Origin of the sequence: Bacillus infantis (assembly GCF_008180445.1) — a bacterium.
GTDB classification, from domain to species: domain Bacteria; phylum Bacillota; class Bacilli; order Bacillales; family Cytobacillaceae; genus Bacillus_AB; species Bacillus_AB infantis_B.
This window is the reverse complement of sequence record NZ_VTER01000005.1, coordinates 301,654-324,123: the sequence shown is the minus strand read 5'-3', so window position 1 is coordinate 324,123 and position 22,470 is coordinate 301,654. Positions and strand designations below refer to the sequence as shown.

Genomic DNA, 22,470 nt, shown 5'->3' with positions numbered 1-22,470 from the left:
TATTAACAAGGGGATGTAATTATGGCAACTGCACTTTTTAAAGGTATGGAAGGAGTGTTTATTCCTGTTACTGATCCTGAGTTGTCTGCAAAGTGGTATGAGGAAATACTTGGTTTTCAACTAATTTATATTGAAGAAGAGGCAGCTGTGATGCGGATTGGAGATCAATCCCAAACAGTAGTTTGTTTGGTTAAAATCCAAAATCATCAGCCAATGAAGTTTCCGGAAAATAATTTTGGGGTCGGGAAATATTATAATTTTATTCCTAACGACATAGAAGAAACCCGCAAACTTCTATTGGAAAGGAAGTGAAAGTTGATCCGATAGGTGGAGATGGATCAACTAAATTTTTTACTTTCTATGATCCGGACAATAATCCTTTAGGCGTTTGCCAATAGGAGTCTTATAGGATCGTTTTCGGAGTGCCTACAGCATTTTTGTTTGTTAAATAGAAAAGCAATCAAAAATTTTCCAGAGGAGATTCTACGTGAGGGAATCAACAATTGTGACGCTGCAAAAAGCGTTATTAGTATCCTGGTCAATTCATTCAAGTTCCAAATGGACCAAAGAAAATCCGGCTAAAGGCCAATGCGGTGTAACAGCGTTGGTAGTAAATGATATTCTTGGCGGAACTATAAGAAAGACACTGTTATTAGAGGGATGGCATTTTTACAACGAAATTAATGGTATACGTTACGATTTTACTGTCTCACAGTTCAATGAAGAAATCAGATATTTGGACATCTTTTCAAATCGAGAAGAAGCATTCTTGGATACAAATCATAAACAATATGACTATCTGAAGCAAAGTGTAGAGTTACTTTTATAAAGGCGTTTAAAAGAGAAATCAAACAGACAGGGTGATTCTTTTATTGAGGGAGGTTAATTGAAGAAGGAATTTAGCTTAGTCCGTAGGCCAAAAACAAAGTTAAGAAGGGGAAAATAGAATGAACGTGTATTGTAAAGGAATTATAAATCAGATGGATATGGCGATTGATTCGGTAGTCAAGCTGATAAATACTTTAAACGAGAAAGATCTGGACATCAAACCTACAGACGAAAAATGGTCAATTGGTGAGCTGCTCGTGCACATGTCGGTTATATGCAAAGCAGATTTCCTGATTGGTTTAGGGGCATCTGAGGAGGAACTGGACCTTTATTACGAAGAGGCAGAACCAAAAGCGAATCTGAAGGCTATAACTTCAACACTGATAGACAATTATGCTTTTTTCAGAGATGCTGTAGCCGGACTTGATGATACAGAGTTATTGCGGGAGACTACTTCCTTTTTCGGGGCTGTCCATTCGCGGTACGAGTGGCTGCTTGATACGCAGGCGCATTTTTACCATCATCGAGGTCAGCTGCATGCCATGATCGTTCACATTCTTAAGCGGGAACCAAACGTACAACTATTTGAATGACATCAAGTGATTATCTGAAATGATAGTCATAGAGGGGGAGTAGGGTGAAGACAATCGTTAGAGCCAGTATTGAAAACCTGGAGAAGTTAGTACAAATAGACAGAGAAGTGATAGGAAACTCCAGCAGAAGAGATTATATTGAGAAGTCAATAAAGCTTGGAAAATGTATAGTTGCGAAAGAAAGCGAAGTTATCGCCGGTTTTTTGATATATGATATTAATTTCTTTGAATGCACCTTTATTTCCCTTATTATTGTAAACCCTTCCAGCAGAAGAAAGGGATTCGCAAGTTTGTTGTTGGACTATATGGTTAGCTCATCTCCAACAGCCAAAGTGTTTTCTTCTACAAATCACTCTAATATTAATATGCAGAGAGTATTTGAAAAAAATGGTTTCATTCAGAGTGGGGTGGTTGAAAACTTAGATGATGGAGACCCTGAAATCATTTATTTTAAATCGAAATTGAGTTGTTGAAATACATATGTTTATGTTCCAGAGCGCCAAACCAGGCAGCTTTTCTTCTGCCATAAAAGAGGCGGAACTTATTTTATAGAAAAAACGTCTATTCTATAAGGTTATAACAAAATAGCATGATAAATGGAGGTACGAATGAGGGGCTTATTTATTATCTTTGCAATCATCTTGTTAGTTTCTTGTGATAACCAATCCTTAGCCACAGTTGTTGATGATTATGATGTTAGTAAATTAAGCATTGATTTTGGTAATGAAAAGGCATATGAAATAGGAGCTAATGCTGAAGGAATGCCGATATTTAAAGATTCTAAAAAAGCATTAGAACAGGCAAAGCTGGACTACAAGGAAGCCTTTGCAGCAGCAGCTAAGGAGTTTGACTTAGAACCCGTTAGTGATAGTAACTATAAAGAATACAAACAATATGGGTGGCAATTATCTGGGATGGATAAAAATATTCAAGAACAAGGCGTGGAATTATCGAAGTTTTTTGATATATACGAAAATAGTTTTGAATAGAGTTCATATTAGGCTAAAGGCAGATTAGTCCAAAAAGGGATATTGTGCACAAAAAGAGAAATGACACGGAGTGTTAGCACTGAACTTTTAAGTATGCATGTTGAAAATTTACGCTTACTCCTAATTCTTCTATTCAGGTAACAAGTTTCACTAGAGGGAGTGTTGAATCGTGATAAAAAAAATAATGCTTTTTAGCATTCTAATCTTTAGTGTACTTGAATATATATGGATCTTACTTATGATTGATAAATTTGGAGATATTATGTGGATTAGTAACATATCAGTTTACTTAATTTATATCATAATCTTTAATATAGTCCTTTTCTTAAGGTCTAAAACAAGGTTTAAGAACTTGTTTCAAGCAATATCTTTAATAATCCTGCTGCTCATACCAATATCGATATTTATATGTAAACCCCATTTTACAGTAGAGGAAGCTCTAAGCTCTCTAGAGGATAAGCAGCAAGAATCATTAGTATATATACATTTCCAGAAGTACAATAATGAGAAAGTCTATGTTTTTCATTCTAAAAGAACAGAAGAAAGGTATTTTTTTAATCCTTATAATGGTGAATTCGGGAAACTTAAGAGCCAGGGGGTCAGGTCCCATGGCTCTTTTTAATTTGGGCCAAGGGGTCTGTCCCCATGGCTCGGTACTCATGTCTAAATCACGAAACGGATTTGGTTTGTATAGACACAGCTTCTATTTGATCTTTAGGTTTTAAATTGCCTGCGACAATCCCAATTAATATGATGACCACTCCCAGCCATTGTGAAAAGCTTACAAATTCAGCTAGTATAAGTGCTGATAATGTTACAGCTACTGGAAGTTCCGAAGCAGTCAAAATCGTGCCCAGTCCTGGTCCTATATGGGGCATGCCGATTGAAAATAAAAGTGGTGGTAAGGCAACACCAAACAAGCCAAGTAATAAACCATACGGGGCTACCCCCATTAAGACAGGTAAATCAACCAGAAACATTGGTGGATATACTATAAGTACGACAATTAAACCACCAGTAGATAGGAAAGCACTTTTCAGGACAGGCGGAGTATCTTTTCCGACTGAACTGCTGAGAAATATAAAAGTAGTAAACGTTAAAGCCGAAAGAAGCCCCCAAGCAGACCCATGCAAGGATAGAGCAACTTCACTTTTGGCAAGTAAGCCTGCAGCTAGAATTGAGCCTATAATAAGAATACCAATTGAGATGATTTTCCCTTTTGTTGGTTTTTTCTTATGAAAGACCCACTCGAAAAGCGTACCAATCCATACAAATTGAAATAAAAAAATGATGGCTAGTGAAGCATTTAGTGTCTGCAGCGCCTGATAATAAAACACACCTGTCAAACCAAACGGAATTCCAGATAACAGTAATTTGAAAGCTTGATTTAAAGAAATTTTTTGCTTCCTTTTAAACATAACCAGCACCCAGGTAAGTAAGACCCCAAATAAATATTGGGCACCCGTTACCTCTGTTACCGAAAAATTTGCTGCATAAGCAAGCTTCACAAAAGTAGACAACACCCCATAGCAGCATCCACCTAAAAAAACGATTAGTGCATAATGCCAAGTTTTCATTTACTCTGCCCCTTTCTTTACATAAAAAAGCCACACAACCGTCAACTGACAATTGTGTGGCGAAAATAGAGCTAGCTCTAGAAAAATCCACGTCCTAAATCGGTTTTATTATTCAATTCTTTTAAAAGTATAAGAATAAAAGTGCCTATTGTCAACGGCGAGCCAGGGGGTCAGGTCCCTTGGCTCTTTTTAGAGGGCCAAGGGTCTTGACCCCTGGTTTGGGCCAAGGGGTCTGTCCCCATGGCTTTAAAGTAGGCCTCATTAATTTGGGGATACAATTTTATCGTCCCTTTGCAGAAGGATCTGCCTGCTTAAAAGAAAGCACCCTAAAAACCCAACACCTGAAAAGATAATCCAAGGAACAAAAGAACCGGATGGATAGATTTCCAATAATAAAGTACCTGTGAAGTTACCTAATGTTGCCCCTGCAGCAAATGAAAGATCGGAAAATCCGTAATAAGCTGCGTTGTACTGATCGTCAAGAAATTCCGATATGGCAATATCACAGGAGGGAAGAACCAGGGTTTCGCCTACTGTGAAACCAAGGATGCATATAATTAGCCACAGGGGATTTGGGGAAAAGCTAATAAAAAGTAAAGATACAGCCATTGTCATGGTTCCTGCTGCTAATAAAAAGATGGCACTTGATTTAATATACATGTTTTTGAAAACCAGCATGAAAATCAGTCCTGTCAGGGCATTGACTGTGATCACGAGGCTAACGAGACTTTCATTATTAGAAATCTTAAACATATGTAATGGCAAAGCTACAGTTAATTGAGCAAACATAAACCAAAAGAATATCATGGAAAAACAGAACAAGAGAAATCTTTTGTTTTTAAGTATATGGGGGACTCCAGCTAATATGGACCTTGAATCATTTCTTTTGATATTTTCCTTTTCGGGTAAAATAATCAATTGAACTAAATACAAAGCTATAAAAATGGCTGCACTAATTAAGAAAGGCAAACGGGGGTTAGTGAGCAGTAAAATCCCTCCGAGCAGCGGGCCTATAACAGCCCCTCCATTTAAAGCCAAATTTAAATATAAAAAGGATTTCTTTCTTAATTCAGGATTTTTTTCTAGAGAAAAAAATGCTAAAGCGGAAGGTTCGTAGCATGCTGCCCCGATTCCTATTAATAAAACTGCTAATGAAACATAACCAAATGAATGTGAAAATGCCAAGGAAACAAAACCTATCCCTCTTAGCAAAAGACCAATCCCCATTAGCTTTTTGTATCCATACTTATCTCCCATACTGCCGGTAAAAAGAGGCACTATTCGAGAAGACAATGTAAGCAAAGCTAATACTGTACCCGTTTCCCAGCCTGATAATCCCAGTGTATTAGATAAGTAAACTGCCAGAAATGAAAACACTGCAAATCCGGCAAAATTTAAAAAGAATCCGGATGTTAAGGTAACCTTAGTTGATAAATTCATAACCCTCCCCCTTTTGTAACCATCAAAAATTTATAATGGTTACAACCATTCTATGATATAATAATCCCAAGTGCAACTCTCAAAAGTGATTGGTGGTTACAATGGATAAATCTATAGAAAAAGATGAAATCATCATGTTCCTTAATACCTGGGAATTACCTAATGACAGCAGAATTCCTAGAGAGAACCTGATTAATCAGGATGATTTAAAGACTTATTTTTCACAGAAAAATACCGATAATTTAACAGATGTCATTTTATTTAGGGATGAACTGAGAAAAGTTGTGTCTGCCAGCTCATTAGAAAGTATGAATCAGTGGATATTGAAAAGAAATATTAATACTCAGCTGAAGGTAGAAAATGGAAGATGCGGGTTGGATTTTTACACAAATCAATCGAGCATTATTGACCATATTCTCATTTTAGTTTTGCAGAAAGTAGAAGAAGGAAATTTTCATCGATACAAGATTTGCCCGGACTGTAAATGGGCATTTTACGATACATCTAAAAGCAGCACCAAAAAGTGGTGCAGTATGAAAAAGGATAGTCCATCAGGAAGGGCTTGCGGCACTATAGCAAAAGTAAAGACTTATAGGGAGAAAAACAAAAAGTCTTAAGAGCCAGGGGGTCAGGTCCCATGGCTTTATTTGAAATTGGGCCAAGGGGTCTGTCCCCGTGGCTCTTTTATTTGTTTCAATTCAAAGTTTCATAGCTTAAATTCTTGATTAGCTGCCAGAACCAGGCGGCTTTTCTTATGTAATAAACGGGGAGTAGAAGTGGGTTTTGGGTTTTTATGGTAATATGATTATATAGGAAAGTCTATAGATGAAGTTGATTTTTTTATGCATTAATATTAAAAACAAAATATGGCGAGTTCAAGGGATACAGCTGAAACACCACAAAGGGAAGTGGTTTTCGGAAAAGTAAATTCACCGTAGAAAGGAGATCCTAAAAGGAAAAATGAAAAAAACTATTGTCACTATAATAGTCGTGATAATCGGAGCTTTAGGGTTTGTAACTTTTAAGGCAGGACAAGAAGGATTTAATATTAGAGTGGAAAATGAAACGAATAAAGCAGTATCCGGCTTATACCTAACCTATGACAATATAAAAACGGATATTGAAATCCCATCCATCGCATCAGGTGAGAAATATACACTTAATGTTAATCCAAACGAGAATTCCAATGATGATTTTAGTGAAGCAGCATTAAAATTAGAATACAAGGATAACAAAGGGATTTCACATACAGAATATATAATTGGATATTTTGAAAAAGGTTATTCAGGGGAGGCAGTCATAAATATAGAATCTATGGACGAAGACGGGAACCTGGAAGTGGAAATTAAAGATAATACCACTTTGTATTAAAGACGGTTGTATTAGGAAGACGGATGCTTATGTTCCCGACCGCTGCACAGCCAGGTAGCATCTTTTCCATAAAAGAGGGAAGTTAGTTGAAGAGCAAGAACAATTCCTAGGAAGAGTGAGGATTAATGATTAAAATGAGGAAGGCACCTGAACCACACAAGTTTGCTGTTTGTTCACCTGCGGATATGCCAATTAAAAAATTCTATGAAGGAGTCTTTGAAGAAGTTTTTATCTTTTTCCATCCATTCTTTAAACCAGAGACAATTGATTACGACTTATTCAATCCGGATACATATCCAGCTAAAAGTGAAATTAGGGATGATTGTGAAATGGTTTCTTGGAAGCAGTTCATGGAGATTTCCAATATCACAAGCTATGAACATGTGGATATTGGACTGAGAACTATGATCTTAGGTCTAAATAAAACATATGCAAACGAAGAGATAGCGAAGGTTATTCATGATACATGTGATCAGCACAAAATCATTTACCCGACTGAAGGTTATTTCCCGGAGCTTATTATGGATAAGTTACTTCAGGGTATAAAAAATATTGGGTATGATTGGATATGGCGTGGAGATGAATTTTGTTCAAAAAGAAAATTAGAATATATTGATGACTTAATTGAAGATGCTAACCTCCTTGAAATAGAGGATAAGAACCTGTTCACTCACGATAACAATATCCTGCTGACTACTCACTGGGATAGCCACTTTTCGTTACTGTGTTCAAACAAAAAGACCGTAAATATACTAGTGGATTTTTGTGATCTAGAAGGCTTTTATTGCAGGGAAACTACGGAAATTTACTGGAGTGTGCGGAATTAATGAGCCAGGGGGACAGACCCCTTGGCTCTTTTTGATGCTGGGCCGAGGGGTCTCTGTGGCATTTTGGGCCTAGGGGTCTGACCCTGTGGCTTTTTGGCTCTCCTAAAGAGTCAGCCCCTTTTTCTTAGCATCTTCGTCCAGCCCTGTGCCAATTGCTATACCCATACACATTCCCAGCGGCAGGCCCAGTGCAAGATTTTCAAATACAACAAGTCCTAATGCTGAGCCTATACTTATGCCAATGCACATATATAATGCCAGATAATACCCCCGCGCTACCAGTTTGTGCTGCTTCTGCAGATGGGAGCTGATGGTGTCAACTAGTTGTCTATGATGTTTAATCTCACCTTCTGCAAGATGTTCTGCTTTGCCTTTAAGCTGGATCAGATGATTTTCTAACTCTATAAAAAGCTGATAACATTTTTCACAATCTGATGAAAAGGAACTTAGCCTTTGAATGATCCTTTTGCATTTATCCAATTCCAGCTTCGCAGCCGTTTTTTCATCAGCTTTTTGTCTGATTTCTTCGAGAAAATTGTTAAGTTCATCAACCCGCTGATTATCCATATTCACCCTCCGGAGAATGTTATTTACTTTATTTACGTTTTAGAGAAGGGGAAGTTTCAATTTTCGGAGGAGCCAAGGGGACAGACCCCTTGGCTCTTTTTGAGACTGAGCCAGGGGGACAGACCCCTTGGCTCGAAAAAAAAGACAAGAACACCCAAAATCTGTGAATTTTTGCTAAAATATAAGGTACATAGAACAGAAGGCGAATGGTGCCCAGATGAGTATAGTGAAAGATTTCTTGCTGCAGTTGACACTTATGGTGATCCCTATCTTCAGTTATTTTACGTTTATTCTGGAGAAGGTAAAAGAGGACCGGTTTATCAAGATGTTCATGACTCTTTTATGGGGATTGTCCATTCTTTTGTGCATGTCCTTTCCCGTGGAATATGCCGAAGGAGCGAGGCTTGATCTCCGGTTTATCCCTCTCTTATTTGGAACGTTATACCTCGGAGTCTGGTCCGGCGTGTTTCTGACAGCCCTGATCATTCTATACCGCCTGTCTTTAGGAATCAGCATGGGATTTTTGACGACTGTCATTGTGCTAATCATTACGCTCCCGGTCATTTTGTCGTTTCAGCGATTATTTCTACGTATGAATAAGAATAGAAGGATTATCATTGCGACGGGATTATCGTTTCTGTACTGTCTCTGCGGCATGCTGGTGTCCGGAGGCATGAATGGCTTCTCCATCAACGTGTTGAAAGTTCAGGGGATTCATCTGCTTTTTACGGTTGCCGTTACGTGGTTCTGTACCGTATTAGTTGAGAAAATCCGTGAGAACCACCAGCTCAGGCTGAAGGTCCAGGACTCGGAGAAATTCAGGGTGATCAGCGAACTCACCGGTGTGTTTGCCCATGAGATCCGCAATCCTATGCAGGTGACCAGGGGATTCCTGCAGCTCCTTGATGACCCCGATCTCTCTTATCCCAAAAGAGAATACATCAAGCTTTCCATTGAAGAATTAGACCGGGCCAATGAAATCATCAACGACTTTCTCACTTTCGGCAAACCTTCCATGAGTACATATAAAGCCGTCAATGTCAGTGAACACTTAAAACGTACAGCAGCGCTGATTCAAACTTTCAGCGTGAATCAGCAGGTTGAATTTCAGATCGACATTCAGGATGACTGCTGGATAAAAGCAGATCCCCAGAAGCTGAACCAATCCCTGCTCAATATATTGAAAAATGCAGTAGAGTCCATGCCGAATGGCGGGACCGTATCGCTTTCATGCCATCAAACCGCCGATAAACACATCAGGATCGCCGTCCAGGACCAGGGAATCGGTATGAACCCGAAACAGGTCCAGCGTCTGGGATCGCCTTATTATTCTCTCAAGGAAAAAGGGACAGGACTGGGGATGATGGTCAGCTACCAGATTATCCATTCCTTTAAGGGAAAAATCAGAGTAGAAAGCGAAGAAGGAGTGGGGACGGAATTTATTATTGATTTTCCGGGTGTTGAACCGTGAGAGCCAGGGGGACAGACCCCTTGGCTCTTTTTTATAAAAATTGTTGTTATATTTAGATCTAGTTCAAATTTACATTTTATGGTATTGTTCGAAGGGAGGCTTATTCAGCTAACAGTCAGCTTAGTAGAAGATTATGAAAAGGGAGGATATGGTTTGCCCAAGTATATAGTTCTAATCTTTACTTGTATTATACTTGTCACAGGTTGTCGTGAAAAAGAAATACAACTAAGCGAAAATGCCAAAATCGCAAAAGACCACCTAGAGCAGAATGAGTATGAAGTTATTTCATATCAGGGTGAGAGTGATCTAGAATTTACTACAACAGAATTACGCACTATGCCTATCCAACAACTTTGGTCTGTTCAACGTATAGAACCTGATGAATATCTGAATAAGAAAATAGATGCAATTCTTTTTACAATTAAAAATCATCCATTAGATGATGTATTTAATAGGGGAGAAACTTCTGTAACAGTTTGGTTATTAGATGGAGAAGTTATTGGAGGCTTGTCATCTCCGATTTCTAAAACCAATGATATAGTTGGAGCTCCATATTCTTTGAATGGTAAAACCAGTGAGGATATAAAAGGAGATTATTCAACGTGGTTAAAAGAGTGGATAGACAAGTACGGAGATTAAAACCTTATGAGAGCCAGGGGGACAGACCCCTTGGCTCTTTTTGTGGCTGGGCCAAGGGGTCTGACCCCGTGGCTCACTCTACGACAATACTTCCAACATACTGGGCATCGCCTTTATCTGTGTCAAGGTCAAACACTATCACATATTCACCGGTTTCTTCCGGTAAGTAGAAAGATTGTCCTTTTTCTAATTTCAGTTTTGTCTCACTGTCGTTATTCCAAACGGAAACACTGACTCCATCGGAATCAAAATGACCAGCTTCAAGGCGGTATTGAACTTTCTGGCCTGAATTGAAGTACATCACTTCTTGTTTCTTAGCTAACGCATGAACATCCTCCGTTTGCTTGTTGTATTGTTCGTCGAAGTCCCACTCAACATTCGCTTCTTCAAGTTCTGTTTCTTGGGTAATATCATCAGGATTAAATAAGGAAACTGTTGGCGGAGAAAAATTATACTCTTCTCCAAAACATCCGGCTAAAACAAGAGTAAATGATAAACATGAGATTAATCCTAAAAACCTCAATTTAAATCACTCCAATATTTTTTTGAGCCATGGGGGCAGACCCCATGGCTCTTTTTGAGACTGGGCCAAGGGGTCTGTCCCCATGGCTCACCGTAGCTAAAGCGTCTCATCCAATCTCTCAATCTTTGACCGAGAAATTAAGTAGACAGTGCCTATGATGTCGAGTTTGTCTCCCTTAACACGCATAGCACAGTCCTTGTTCGAAGCATAGATATTCACTTCTTCCGATAAGGATGACAGTTCATTTTGAACGAGCGCGAGGTTATGCTCAAGATCAAAATGAGAAAGGACCGCAAAATCGCCAAGACCGATTCCGTCGAACAGAGTTCTGGCTTCAACGTTATAGCCAAGGTTTTTCGAGCATAACCATTTTGCAGACATATTGATCGCTCCAGCGCTGGCTCCCATTACAATGGCTTGGCTTTTTTGAATTGGAGTCGACAGCTCATATTCTGCGAGGAACCTATTTTGTTCAACGGTATTTCCGCCTAATAAGAAAATGACTGAAGCATTACTAATTAAAGTATGGGCTTCTTCCTTCAGGATACGGTAATTAATCAGGTGGTATTCATCAAACACAATACCGGCCTGGTCCAGCCACGAGCGTTCAGCAGCGCCTATTTCTTCATCAATAGATGGATTTGAGCTGATCATAACAAGCGATTTTCTATCAATTATATCCTCCTGAAGCAGCTGGCTCAGCTTCTCTGGAAAATGATTGTTAAACCAGCCTAAATAGTAGTGAGTTTTCATGTTTACCTCCGTAGCAGAAAAGAGCCAGGGGGACAGACCCCGTGGCTCTTTTTGTGAATGGGCCGAGGGGTCTGTCCCCCTGGCTCAAACTGGGCCTAGGGACCTGACCCCGTGGCTCAGTGAATATCCTGAATGACCTTCTCCAAAAACTCACCCATCCTTTTAACGGCGGATTCGGAAAAGTCGAAGCTGACGCCGGTTTCTTTATAGATATCGGCGATGGATTGATTGTAGTCGGCGCTTGCGCCTTTTTTAAATAATTCCACGGCTTGCTCCGGGTTGTTCTGGTAGTTTTCAAGTATTTGCAGAGAACCAAGCATGGAGATGGAGTATTCGATATTATAGAAAGGCACTTGGAAGTAGTGCAGGGTGTCTGCCCACAGGATGCCCATTACGTCTTCGAGACCGGATGTGTCGACAGGGCTTAGGCCATATCGTTTTGCGATTTCGAAGTATTTTTCATCGCGCTCTTTGGCGGTGTGATTTGGGTTGGTGTACATCCAATGCTGGAAGAGGTCGCCTGATAATGGGCCGTATAGCATGGTGAATGCCCGTCTCAGTTCTTCACGCTGGGCGCTCTTGAAGTCTTCTTCTTCTGGATAGAAGCGGTCGAGCTTGTCGAGTAAGAGCAGTTCCATCCCATGGGAATAGAGTTCAGCGACTTCCATGCGGTGCTGGTGTTCTTCCAGCGGACCGTGCTCAGCAAACTCGAGGTATCCATTCACTGCATGGCCCATTTCGTGGATAAGGGCGATCAGCGAGAAGAAGGATGGACTAAAGTTTGCAAATACAAAGGTATCTCCTGAAACAGACAAGGTGGTGCAGAAACCGCCTGGGCTTTTGCCTTTCCGGTCTCCTAGATCCAGCAGCCCATTTGCTCTCATATAATCGAAACGGTCTGCAAAATACGGATCCGTCTTGCCCAGCATTTCAGAAACACCATCCATTAGATCTGACACCTCGGTATATGGCGGATTTTTCATTAATTTAGCGGTGTTATCCCAAGGGCGATAGGCATCAACGCCAAGCTTGGATTTGAAAACCTCTGCGAGGCGGTTCCAGGCAGGGATGATATGCTTTTCTACATTTTCATGGAAGTCATAGCAATCCTGGATTGTGTACTCGCGGTTTTTCACCACAAACATATAATCGCGGTAATTTTCAAAGCCTGCGTTTAAAGCGATCTGGTGGCGAAGCTGAACGAGTTCGTCCATGATGCTGTCCATATCGGGCTTGATTTGGCGGTGGGCTGAGAGCATGGCATAATAAGCTTTTTCCCGCACGCTTCTGTCCAGATTATCGAGCTGTGACTGGATAAACGGATAAGGCTTTTCCTCGCCATCCCATTCCACGGTCAGCCCTGCTATGATTTCGCTGTACTTCGTAGAAAGCTCCTGCTCTTTTACCATCAATGGAATGTTTTCTTCCCTGAAAAGTTTAACCTTGGACTCACGGACACGGCGCATCAAGCCGTAGCGCTTGTCATCCAGTTGAGCGGCGTACGGAGAATCACAGAATTTCTCATTCAGCTTTGCTTCATATTTCATCAACAGCGGCTGGATGACCTGCTGATCGTGAAGATAAGTCGACTTGATGTCCGTATCCTCGGTGTTTCGGTAAAAATCAACCTGGTGGCCTGTCATGGCTTCATCAATTTTAATTCCTAGTTCCTTTTCATTCTTCAGCCAATTTTCAAGGTCAGAAACGGAGTCGATCGGAACCTCAAGTAAAGCTTGAAGCTGAGCTTCAACTCCTTCTGCATCCTGGAGATCGATTAATTCTTTATAATAATTGCGTTTTACATCTTGTGTCATGAAATAGCTCCCCTTACCCCTGAATTATTTTAATTGTCTCAATAATCATATTATAGAATTCCGGCTATAATTTCTAGCTTTTCAGACCGATGCTTTAAAAGATTGTGTGGAGGGTAATATATATTTATAAACTTTGAGAAGATGGAGGACTGTTAAATATGCTAAAACAAGAAGAAATGGAAACGCTGAGAGAGTTAATCAAAGACGTGGACACGGCCATGCTGACAACGGTCTCTGAAGAAGGGCTCGTTTCACGCCCGATGAAAACGCAGGAAGTCGAGTTTGATGGGGACCTATGGTTTTTTACCAAAAAAGAAACGGATAAATATGAAGAGATTTTACATGACAAAGATGTCAACGTTGCATATGCAGGCAAATCCTATGTTTCTGTCCGCGGCAGAGCGGAAATCGTTGAAGATATAGGGAAGAAGAAGGAATTGTGGAGCAAAATGTATGAGAAGATTATGCAAACTTCTTATGATGATCCGAGTGTCGTGCTGATCAAGGTAAAGGCGGAAGCAGCCGAATATTGGGAAAGCGGCAGCTTCACGAAGAAAGTAGTCTTCATGCTGAAGCGGATTACCGGGCAGGATGCAGAAGAGGCCGGGGTTAATGAGACGGTGGAGATGGATAAGTGAGCCAGGGGGTCAGGTCCCTTGGCTTTTTTTTGAGTTTGGGCCGGAGTGGGCCATGGGGTCTGTCCCCTTGGCTCTCCCCCTGGCTCGGCCGGGGGACCCAACCCTGCAGCTTAAATATTTTGAATTTTCAGCTCGTCATAGTAATATATTTTTAGTCCAAAATGTGAAAAGGGGGCAAGGTTTTGGAGGATACTTTGATTAAAGCTGATGATTATGTGACGCTGTGGGGGATTATTGTGGTGTGGGCTTCGGCGAGTATTATTCTGGAGCAGCGCTACAGCTGGGCGGCGAAGATTTCTGGTGCAATCATTGCGCTGGTTGGTGCTATTATTCTATCAAATACCGGGATTATCCCTACAGCGTCGCCAGTGTATGATGCGATCTGGACATTTATTATTCCTCTAGCCATTCCGCTGCTGCTGTTTCATGTGAATTTTAAGAGAATATGGAAGGAAAGCGGGCGGCTGCTGATTATTTTTCTGATCAGTTCAATCGGGACGGTTGCCGGGGTAATCATTAGTTTCTTTTTACTGAAGGATCATATACCGGTCCTAGATAAACTCGGCGCCATGCTTAGTGCCTCCTATATTGGCGGCGGGGTGAACTTTGCCGCTATGGCAGCTAAATTTGAGGCGCCTGGAGAAATGGTTTCTTCAGCAGTGGTGGCAGACAATCTGATGATGGCGATTTATTTCATTGTTTTGATGATGATTCCGGCCATAGGCTTTTTTAGAAGACGCTTTAGGGCTCCGCATGTGGAAAAAGTAGAAAAAGTGGAAAGCGGCGGAGTCAGAGAAGAAGGGAAGACACTGGCGGAAAGCTTTTGGGAACGTAAGGATATTTCATTGAAGGATATGGCGCTATCTGTAGGGACTGCTTTCCTTCTTGTGGTGGTTTCTTTTAAGATTGCAGCATTCCTGGATGGATTGATTCCTTCCGGGGAGGATACTTCTTTCTTTTTAAATCTGCTGAATGGATTGTTCGGTGACAATTACTTGATGCTGACGACCTTAACATTTCTGGCACTTGCCTTGTTTCCGAGATATTTTGAGTCGATTAACGGGAGCCAGGAAATTGGTACATTCCTCATTTACTTATTCTTTGTAGTGATTGGAATTCCGGCATCCATTCCGCTGATTATTCAAAACGCTCCGCTGCTGCTGGTGTTTGTATTCATTATTGTAGTAGTGAACTTGGCCGTGTCACTGACTGCTGGAAAACTTTTGAAATATGACCTTGAAGAAATCCTGCTCGCCAGCAATGCGAATGTGGGCGGCCCGACAACTGCAGCAGCCATGGCTATTGCAAAAGGATGGAAGGATCTGATTGGGCCGATTCTTGTTGTTGGAACATTAGGGTATATAATAGGTAATTATGTTGGGACAACATTGGGGTTGTGGTTTTCTGGATTTATGTGATGAGCCAGGGGGTCAGGTCCCTTGGCTTTTTTTGAGTTTGGGCCGGAGTGGGCCATGGGGTCTGACCCCTTGGCTTGCTTAAAACTTTTTGGGCCAGGGGGTCTGTCCCCCTGGCTTGTTTTTAATTTATCCAATAAATGTTATAATAGGTTTACAATGTTTTAATCGTATTCGGGATTTCGCTGTATTGTTTTGCAGATTGAATTTCGGATACTTTTTTTATTTCCTTTTCAACCTGAAGGAAACTTAAACAATTGTGCAGCCTTTTAGGAAAGATAGTCGGATGAAAAACAGCATCTGGGTTTTTCTACAATATAAGGAGGATTAGAATAATGAATCTAATCAATAAGAAGGTTACGCACAAGCTGTTTGGTATGGGGAGTATAGTCGAACATAATGATACAAGTATAGAGATACATTTCGCATCGGAAAAGAAGAAGTTTGTTTTCCCTGATGTATTTGGAGAGCATTTGATACTGCATGATGAAATGATTGCTAAATCACTCGATGTGATTATACAAAACAAGAAAAATGAGCGTAGGGAAGAAGACAGGAAGAAGGAAGAAGAAAAGAATCGTTATCGGAAAAGCCAGGAACTCCGCTTGGGATATGAAAAACTGATGAAAAATCATAAGCTTCATCCAGAATCACAAATGGTTTTTTGGTGTGATGCGGAAGAACAGGATTGTTCTTTTACAGAGTGGAAGGTTTTTTCTGGTGTTATTAAAAGCGGCAATAACAAGGGGAAGCCAAACAAACCCAGCCGCCTGCACCAAAATAGTGCTGTTCTGCTGACAGCAGTAGATCCCAGTAAGCCAGAAAAAGACAGACGCATCTTAGGTGTCTACATGGTGAAAGAGAAGTTTATTGGCAAGCTTTGTGAAGATGGAAATATTCCGGCTCATTCAACATACAGGCTCCAGCTTACAGAAGAGGAATCGGAACAGATGCCCTTCTGGGATTATTATGTGAATGAAAAATCTCCTCAAAAAATGACATGGAATACAGGGAAATACCGCTATTTTGAAAATTCATGGATGGCTCAAACTTTGCGTGATATAGTTGCGCTGAAAAGTGACCCAAAAGAACGGGAGCATGCACAGCAATTTTTTGAGCATTTTTGTAAGATGAATCAAATAATCGAGCAGGATTTGCCCAAGCCTAATGGTGCGTTAATGCGTAGCTAGAGGTGAGGAAGCCAAGGGGACAGGTCCCTTGGCTTTTTTGTTTTTTGAGCCAGGGGGTCTGTCCCGGTGGCCTGGGAGAGCCAAGGGGTCAGAGAGCCAAGGGGACAGACCCCTTGGCTCTTTTTGAGTTTGGGCCAGGGGACCTGACCCCCTGGCCCAGAAGGACCCCCTGGCCCGGGCACGTTCCTTGCTTATAAAAAATATCTGTACTATAGTATGTCGAGTCAACAATAAATGCATCAATTAGTTGGGCAAGGCCTTATGTGAAAGGGAGAAATCATTCTCATAGGCTTTGGGTCCAAGCTATAAAATCACTAGAGTATTCAATACAAAGGAGTGTTCATGATGGAAAACTATCAAGAGCTTTTGAGTAAACAACGCGCCTATTTCCGTTCAGGAGAAACGAAAAGCGTTTCATTCCGACTCCGCACTTTAAATACATTAAAATCCCTTGTGCAAAAGCATGAACAGGATATTCTTGATGCTGTGAAGCAGGATTTGAATAAATCTGAGCTCGAAGCGAAGCGAGCCGAGGTTGGACTGGTCATCGGTGAGATTGACTATATGGTGGAAAACCTTGAAGAATGGGCAGCAGTGAAAGAAGTGCCGACATCAGCGTCTCACAACGGTGCCCAAAGCTTTATTAAGCCTGAGCCATTTGGTTCCGCACTGGTGATTGCACCTTGGAACTACCCGTTCCAGCTTGCCATGACACCACTTGTAGGCGCTATTGCCGCCGGGAACACAGGCGTGCTGAAGCCATCGGAACTAACACCGAAAACATCTGCCCTGCTGTCTGCTATGATTAATGACAACTTCCCTGAAGAATATCTTCATGTCGTGGAAGGTGAAGTGGAAACAAGCACAGCCCTTCTAAAAGAAGACTTTGACTATATTTTCTTCACAGGCAGCACCGGCGTTGGAAAGATCGTGGCCGAAGCTGCGGCCAAACATCTTACCCCAACGACACTTGAGCTCGGCGGAAAAAGTCCGACGATCGTGCATAAAGATGCCAACCTTGACGAAGCCGCACTGCGCATTGTGCGCGGTAAATTCGCCAATGCCGGCCAAACATGCGTAGCACCGGATTATCTTCTCGTGCACAGCAGCGTGAAGGATGAACTCATGAACAAGTTCAAAGAAGTCATCACAGCGGCTTTCGGCGAGAACATCGTTGAGAACCCGAACTTTGGGCACGTTGTCAGCGAGCGGCACTTTGATCGCCTCGTCGGCTTCCTCGATAACGGAAACATTGTTACTGGAGGTCAGCATAACCGCGACGAGCTCCTCATTGAACCGACGATTCTTGATAACATCTCATGGGAAGACGCCGTCATGCAAGATGAAATCTTCGGACCGATCCTGCCTGTTATGACCTATGATAACCTGGACGAAATCATTGAGCCGATCATGAACCGCCCTAAACCGCTTGCTCTCTATCTATTCTCAGAAGACGAAGCGGTACAGGACGAAATTCTTAACAAAATTTCCTTCGGCGGAGGATCCATCAACGATACAATCAGCCACATGACGTCCCACTACCTTCCATTCGGAGGCGTAGGCGCGAGCGGCATGGGAGCCTATCACGGGAAAGCAAGCTTTGATACGTTTACTCACTTTAAGAGTGTGTTGAAACGATGAGCCAAGGGGACAGACCCCTTGGCTTTTTTTGTTTGGGCCAGGGGAACCGACCCGGTGGCCTGTTGAGAAAATATTCCATAACTGCAAAGGAAATGAGGATAGGTTGAGCCATTTTGATAGCTTTGGCGTGTTATAATATAAAAAAGTAACTGGGGTGATTGTTAATGGAAGAAACTTTAAAATTAATTCTTAATGAATTAAAAGAACTTAAAGAAGGACAGTTAGAATTAAAGAAAGACGTTTCGGGCATTAAAGATAACTTAATTAATGGTCTGGGACCATACTTTGAACATATTGAGAAGCATATTGATGAAAAGACAGCCGAGCTTAAAGATACATTGGAGGACCAACAAAGGGTCATTGATACTTTAGCTGTGCGTTCTGTCAAGCAAGAAAGTGATATAAAAGATTTTAAACGTATATTGAAGAATCAGTAAGGAGCGACTTTGTTCCTTACTTTTTTATTTCTTTTGAGTAAAGAGCCGAGGGGACAGACCCCTTGGCTCTTTTTTTGTTTGGGCTAAGGGACCTACCACCATGGATAAACTAAACATTTTAAAATACTTATTGAAATTTTAAGAATATTACCTATAATTAAGTTGAGAGGTGATTCAGGTGTCAGTTAAAAACATGACTGAGGAAAAATCGTTGACTCCAAGAGGGTTGGAAACACGTGAAAAGCTTTTAAGGGCAGCTGAGGAGGTTTTTGGGCAGAAGGGTTATTTCGAGACTTCTATTGTGAATATTTCTCAAGAAGCTAAAGTGGCTCAGGGAACCTTTTACAACTATTTCCCTTCAAAGAAAGATGTTTATGATGAGCTGATCCGCAGCTATAGCCGGGATTTGCGCACTGCTATTAAGGAAGGAATGGCTGGAAGCTCATCCTTTGAGGAAGCGCAGCGAAATGGATTTTTTGCCTTCTTTAGCTGGGTAAAAAATCATCCTAATCTGTATAGTATTGTCCAGCAGGCTGTGGTGGTGGATCAGGAGATTTTCCGCTGGTATTATGCCAAGCTTGCCAACGGTTTTTTAAAGAGTCTGTCTCAGGGCGTAGAGGCGGGTGAATTTAAGGACCTAGATCAAGAGACGGTTGCCTACTGTCTGATGTCGATTGGTCAGTTCCTCGGAATGAGATGGGTGTATTGGGAAAAGCAGGAGGTTCCGGAAGAAGCATTTGATGCCGCGATGACTCTTATATTCCAGGGGTTAAAAAAGTAAAAGGGAAGGGGGAGTTCGATGAAAGGGATTGCCTATTGGATCCAGAAATGGGCAAACACGCATCCAGATCGGACAGCGGTCATAACTGATAACAAAAAGTTTTCTTATCTACAGCTAAATCAAATGGTGGATTTGGCTGCTGGGAAGATTCATGAAAAAATGCAAGGCAGAAAAGGGGAACGGGTAGCTATTCTGTCACACAATCGGATAGAATACATAATCCTTTTATTTGCCATCGCGAAGGTAGAATGTGTGGCAGTTCCTTTAAATATTCGCTTAAGTGCGAAGGAGATTATTTTCCAGCTCAATGACAGCGGCTCAAAAATCCTTTTTGCCGAAAAAAATAATGCAGAGTTTGCATCGTCTCTAGTTGGCCAAAGTGATTTAGATTCTATGGAGATTATGGAGGACCTATGCAAAGGAACTCAAACAAGTTTTGCTTGTGAGAATACGATTAATGAGGGTGCACCATACATTATTTGCTACACATCCGGAACGACCGGCAAACCGAAAGGAGCGGTGCTCACTCAGAGCAATATGTTCTGGAATGCGGTCAATAATAAGCTTGCCATTGATTTGACATCAGAAGACCGCTGTATCGTTCTGCTGCCGCTATTTCATATTGGGGGAATCGGGCTGTTTGCGTTTCCATCACTATTTTCTGGAGGAACAATTATCATTCCCGGCAAGTTTGAACCTGAAAAAGCACTCACAATGATTGAAGAACATGGGGCGACGATCGTAATGGGGGTCCCGACGATTCATCAGGCATTGCTCACTAGCCCATCATTTAATAAAACTGATTTAAGCTCAGTCCGCTGGTTCTACAATGGAGGGGCACCGTGTCCAAGCGAATTGATAGATGCCTATTATGATAGAGGATTTTTATTTGGGCAGGGGTTTGGAATGACTGAAACTTCGCCAACTCTATTTATGCTCACAAAAGAAGATGCACCGAGAAAGAGAGGATCCATCGGCAAGCCGGTGTTATTTTCCGAATATAAGCTGATAGATTTTGAGGGGAAAGAAGTTGAAAGAAGAGAAGTTGGTGAGCTTGCGGTTAGAGGTCCAAATATTATGAAGGAATATTGGAACCGCCCTGATGCTACTAGCGAGGCGCTGAAAGATGGATGGCTTATGACCGGTGACTTAGCCCAAGCGGATGATGAAGGGTTTCTTTTCATTGTGGGCAGGAAGAAGGAAATGATTATTTCCGGAGGGGAAAATATCTATCCGCTCGAGGTGGAGCAAGTGATCAGCAGTATAAAAGGTGTGGCTGAAGCAGCCGTAGTTGGGAATGCCGACCCAATATGGGGTGAGGTGCCCGAAGCTTTTATAGTAAAAGAAAATGGAAGCGCTTTAACGGAGGGCGACGTTGTTCAATACTGTCAGGGAAGTCTTGCAAAATATAAGATTCCCAAGAAGGTTACATTTTTAACAGAGCTGCCGAGGAATGCCACAGGAAAAATTCAAAAGACACAACTTATAGCGAGAGGGTGAAAAGGTGATTTCTTATAGCATTGGCCAGGAGGCCTCCTGCAGCAAAACCATAACAGAGACAGACGTTGTATTGTTTGCGGGATTAAGCGGCGACTTCAACCCTGTCCATATAGACGGGGAGTATGCAAAAAAAACGAGGTTCAAACAGCGTATAGCACATGGACTCTTAACCTCCAGTTTATTATCCCAGCTATTGGGGGTGCACCTGCCAGGGAAAGGATCGATTTATGTAGAACAGAACATTCGGTTTATGGCTCCTGTTTTTATAGGTGATACCATTACCGCAAAAGGGACGGTCCAGGGAGTTGACCAGGAAAAGCGAATACTGACCCTGCTGACAGAATGCTTTAATCAGGATGGAACAAAAGTTTTGACAGGCACGGCTAAGATGATGGTGCCTGAGGGCGGAGGGGTAATCTAATGGGAATCGGCGTAAAAGCGACAGGAGTCTTTTTTCCTCCTGATATTGAGACTGCAGCTGATCTGGCTGTGAAAACAGGCATACCTGAACAGGTGATTATCGAAAAGTTTGGTTTAGTTCAAAAGCATGTTGCAGACGAGAATATGCAAGCCTCCGATCTTGCCATTGCTGCGGGCAGGAAGGCAATCGAAGGAATTGATCCTCTGTCCATAGATGTTGTGATCTATTTTGGAAGCCCACATAAAGACTATTATGTCTGGTCAAGTGCTCCAAAGATACAGCATGAATTAGGTGCTAAAAACGCTTATGCGTTTGAAATTATGAATGTCAGTTCTTGCTTCCCGATTGCTTTGAAGGTGGCAAAAGACATGATTACTGCTGATCAATCAGTGCAAAACATCCTGCTTGTTGGTGGATGCAAAGAGTCCCAAATCATTGATTATGCCAATCCGCGTTCACGCTTCATGTTCAACTTTGCGGACGGAGGCACTGCTGCACTGGTCACCAGGGAGTCCTCCCAAAGCGAAATACTCGAAAGCGCCATTTTGACAGACGGTTCCTTTCATGATGATGTTAGAACACCTGCCGGGGGGTCCAAATATTTTACCTGCCATGAAACAGTCGAAAAAAACATGCACTATATAGATGTGAAAGATCCTCAATCCATGAAAGAAAGACTGGATCCTGTATCGATTGCAAATTTTGATCATGTCATACGCAAAGCACTTCAAAGAAGCGGTTATGCCCCTCAAGATATTAAACTCCTTTTGCCACTGCACACAAAACGTTCAATGTTTAAAGAACTCTTACAATCACTTGAAATTCCAGAAGAAAAAGCAGTTTACCTCAATCACCATGGCCATATGTCTGCGCTTGACCCATGCGTAGGACTCCATTTTGCCCATGAACGGGGACTATTGAATGCCGGAGATATTGCTGTAGCGGTCAGTGCTGGGACTGGTTATACGTGGGCGGCGACTGTTGTGAGATGGATAGGAGATTCAAAGTATCTACGCAGCGAGAATTGACATGGCCTTAAGAAAACAAATATAGGG

The 22,470-nt window shown here is 41.7% G+C and carries 24 protein-coding genes and 1 pseudogene; 19 read left to right on the top strand and 6 right to left on the bottom strand.

Annotation, left to right across the window (positions count from 1 at the left end; all coding sequences use genetic code 11):
* Positions 1-21: 21 nt before the first annotated feature.
* From FZD51_RS11275 to FZD51_RS11255, 5 genes and pseudogenes are all read left to right on the top strand, one after another.
* A pseudogene (locus tag FZD51_RS11275) lies at positions 22-398 on the top strand (VOC family protein).
* An 89-nt stretch (positions 399-487) separates the two neighbouring features.
* On the top strand, positions 488-829 hold the full coding sequence (locus tag FZD51_RS11270; protein WP_148974853.1) for a YunG family protein: 342 nt from the start codon (positions 488-490) through the stop codon (positions 827-829).
* A 118-nt stretch (positions 830-947) separates the two neighbouring features.
* Positions 948-1,421: a DinB family protein gene (locus tag FZD51_RS11265; protein WP_148974852.1), complete on the top strand. Its 474-nt coding sequence runs from the start codon at positions 948-950 to the stop codon at positions 1,419-1,421.
* Positions 1,422-1,465: 44 nt separating this feature from the next.
* Positions 1,466-1,894 carry a GNAT family N-acetyltransferase gene (locus FZD51_RS11260; RefSeq protein WP_148974851.1) on the top strand — a complete coding sequence of 143 codons (429 nt, stop codon included), beginning with the start codon at positions 1,466-1,468 and terminating at the stop codon, positions 1,892-1,894.
* A 135-nt stretch (positions 1,895-2,029) separates the two neighbouring features.
* On the top strand, positions 2,030-2,410 hold the full coding sequence (locus FZD51_RS11255) for a hypothetical protein (protein ID WP_148974850.1): 381 nt from the start codon (positions 2,030-2,032) through the stop codon (positions 2,408-2,410).
* Positions 2,411-3,078: 668 nt separating this feature from the next.
* On the opposite strand, the gene FZD51_RS11250 is transcribed toward FZD51_RS11255, so the two are convergent.
* Together FZD51_RS11250 and FZD51_RS11245 are read right to left on the bottom strand one after the other, a co-directional pair.
* Positions 3,079-3,987 (bottom strand): EamA family transporter, encoded by a 909-nt coding sequence (locus tag FZD51_RS11250; protein ID WP_148974849.1) that lies wholly within the window; start codon positions 3,985-3,987, stop codon positions 3,079-3,081.
* Between the two features lie 261 nt (positions 3,988-4,248).
* Positions 4,249-5,427: an MFS transporter gene (locus tag FZD51_RS11245; protein WP_148974848.1), complete on the bottom strand. Its 1,179-nt coding sequence runs from the start codon at positions 5,425-5,427 to the stop codon at positions 4,249-4,251.
* Positions 5,428-5,528: 101 nt separating this feature from the next.
* On the opposite strand from FZD51_RS11245, the gene FZD51_RS11240 reads away from it, so the two are divergent.
* The 3 genes from FZD51_RS11240 to FZD51_RS11230 all read left to right on the top strand — a co-directional run bounded on the left by FZD51_RS11240 (position 5,529) and on the right by FZD51_RS11230 (position 7,625).
* Positions 5,529-6,044, top strand: coding sequence for a CGNR zinc finger domain-containing protein (locus FZD51_RS11240; RefSeq protein ID WP_148974847.1), 516 nt, complete (start codon positions 5,529-5,531; stop codon positions 6,042-6,044).
* A gap of 343 nt (positions 6,045-6,387) precedes the next feature.
* Positions 6,388-6,798: a hypothetical protein gene (locus FZD51_RS11235; protein ID WP_148974846.1), complete on the top strand. Its 411-nt coding sequence runs from the start codon at positions 6,388-6,390 to the stop codon at positions 6,796-6,798.
* A gap of 125 nt (positions 6,799-6,923) precedes the next feature.
* Positions 6,924-7,625 carry a DUF2711 family protein gene (locus FZD51_RS11230; RefSeq protein ID WP_148974845.1) on the top strand — a complete coding sequence of 234 codons (702 nt, stop codon included), beginning with the start codon at positions 6,924-6,926 and terminating at the stop codon, positions 7,623-7,625.
* A 102-nt stretch (positions 7,626-7,727) separates the two neighbouring features.
* Here the strand turns inward: FZD51_RS11230 and FZD51_RS11225 are convergent, their stop codons facing one another.
* Positions 7,728-8,192: a glycine zipper domain-containing protein gene (locus tag FZD51_RS11225; protein WP_148974844.1), complete on the bottom strand. Its 465-nt coding sequence runs from the start codon at positions 8,190-8,192 to the stop codon at positions 7,728-7,730.
* A 217-nt stretch (positions 8,193-8,409) separates the two neighbouring features.
* On the opposite strand from FZD51_RS11225, the gene FZD51_RS11220 reads away from it, so the two are divergent.
* Positions 8,410-9,663 carry an ATP-binding protein gene (locus FZD51_RS11220; protein WP_148974843.1) on the top strand — a complete coding sequence of 418 codons (1,254 nt, stop codon included), beginning with the start codon at positions 8,410-8,412 and terminating at the stop codon, positions 9,661-9,663.
* A 153-nt stretch (positions 9,664-9,816) separates the two neighbouring features.
* Complete coding sequence (locus FZD51_RS11215) at positions 9,817-10,302, top strand: hypothetical protein (protein ID WP_148974842.1); 486 nt, start codon at positions 9,817-9,819, stop codon at positions 10,300-10,302.
* Positions 10,303-10,375: 73 nt separating this feature from the next.
* Here the strand turns inward: FZD51_RS11215 and FZD51_RS11210 are convergent, their stop codons facing one another.
* The 3 genes from FZD51_RS11210 to FZD51_RS11200 all read right to left on the bottom strand — a co-directional run bounded on the left by FZD51_RS11210 (position 10,376) and on the right by FZD51_RS11200 (position 13,392).
* Entirely contained in the window at positions 10,376-10,825 is a 450-nt protein-coding gene (locus tag FZD51_RS11210) for a hypothetical protein (RefSeq protein ID WP_148974841.1), read from the bottom strand.
* A gap of 96 nt (positions 10,826-10,921) precedes the next feature.
* A complete protein-coding gene (locus FZD51_RS11205) occupies positions 10,922-11,578 on the bottom strand; it encodes a Type 1 glutamine amidotransferase-like domain-containing protein (protein WP_148974840.1) in 657 nt (218 codons plus the stop codon).
* A 116-nt stretch (positions 11,579-11,694) separates the two neighbouring features.
* Complete coding sequence (locus FZD51_RS11200; protein WP_148974839.1) at positions 11,695-13,392, bottom strand: M3 family oligoendopeptidase; 1,698 nt, start codon at positions 13,390-13,392, stop codon at positions 11,695-11,697.
* Between the two features lie 149 nt (positions 13,393-13,541).
* Between FZD51_RS11200 and FZD51_RS11195 the strand changes: the two genes are divergently transcribed.
* From FZD51_RS11195 to FZD51_RS11155, 9 genes are all read left to right on the top strand, one after another.
* A complete protein-coding gene (locus FZD51_RS11195; protein WP_148974838.1) occupies positions 13,542-14,030 on the top strand; it encodes a pyridoxamine 5'-phosphate oxidase family protein in 489 nt (162 codons plus the stop codon).
* 182 nt (positions 14,031-14,212) lie between these two features.
* A complete protein-coding gene (locus tag FZD51_RS11190) occupies positions 14,213-15,448 on the top strand; it encodes a DUF819 family protein (protein ID WP_148974837.1) in 1,236 nt (411 codons plus the stop codon).
* A gap of 332 nt (positions 15,449-15,780) precedes the next feature.
* Positions 15,781-16,635, top strand: coding sequence for a malate synthase (locus tag FZD51_RS11185; protein ID WP_148974836.1), 855 nt, complete (start codon positions 15,781-15,783; stop codon positions 16,633-16,635).
* Positions 16,636-16,980: 345 nt separating this feature from the next.
* Positions 16,981-18,276, top strand: coding sequence for an aldehyde dehydrogenase (locus FZD51_RS11180; protein WP_187445719.1), 1,296 nt, complete (start codon positions 16,981-16,983; stop codon positions 18,274-18,276).
* A gap of 164 nt (positions 18,277-18,440) precedes the next feature.
* Entirely contained in the window at positions 18,441-18,713 is a 273-nt protein-coding gene (locus tag FZD51_RS11175) for a hypothetical protein (protein WP_148974834.1), read from the top strand.
* Between the two features lie 193 nt (positions 18,714-18,906).
* The gene (locus FZD51_RS11170) at positions 18,907-19,494 is read left to right on the top strand and encodes a TetR/AcrR family transcriptional regulator (RefSeq protein WP_420886238.1); all 588 of its coding nucleotides are present in this window, start codon (positions 18,907-18,909) and stop codon (positions 19,492-19,494) included.
* Between the two features lie 18 nt (positions 19,495-19,512).
* Positions 19,513-20,994, top strand: a complete 1,482-nt coding sequence (locus FZD51_RS11165) for an o-succinylbenzoate--CoA ligase (RefSeq protein ID WP_148974832.1) — start codon at positions 19,513-19,515, stop codon at positions 20,992-20,994.
* Between the two features lie 4 nt (positions 20,995-20,998).
* On the top strand, positions 20,999-21,415 hold the full coding sequence (locus FZD51_RS11160; protein WP_148974831.1) for a MaoC family dehydratase: 417 nt from the start codon (positions 20,999-21,001) through the stop codon (positions 21,413-21,415).
* Positions 21,415-22,443 (top strand): 3-oxoacyl-ACP synthase, encoded by a 1,029-nt coding sequence (locus FZD51_RS11155; RefSeq protein ID WP_148974830.1) that lies wholly within the window; start codon positions 21,415-21,417, stop codon positions 22,441-22,443. Before FZD51_RS11160 ends, FZD51_RS11155 begins: the two co-directional genes overlap by 1 nt.
* Positions 22,444-22,470: the final 27 nt, after the last annotated feature.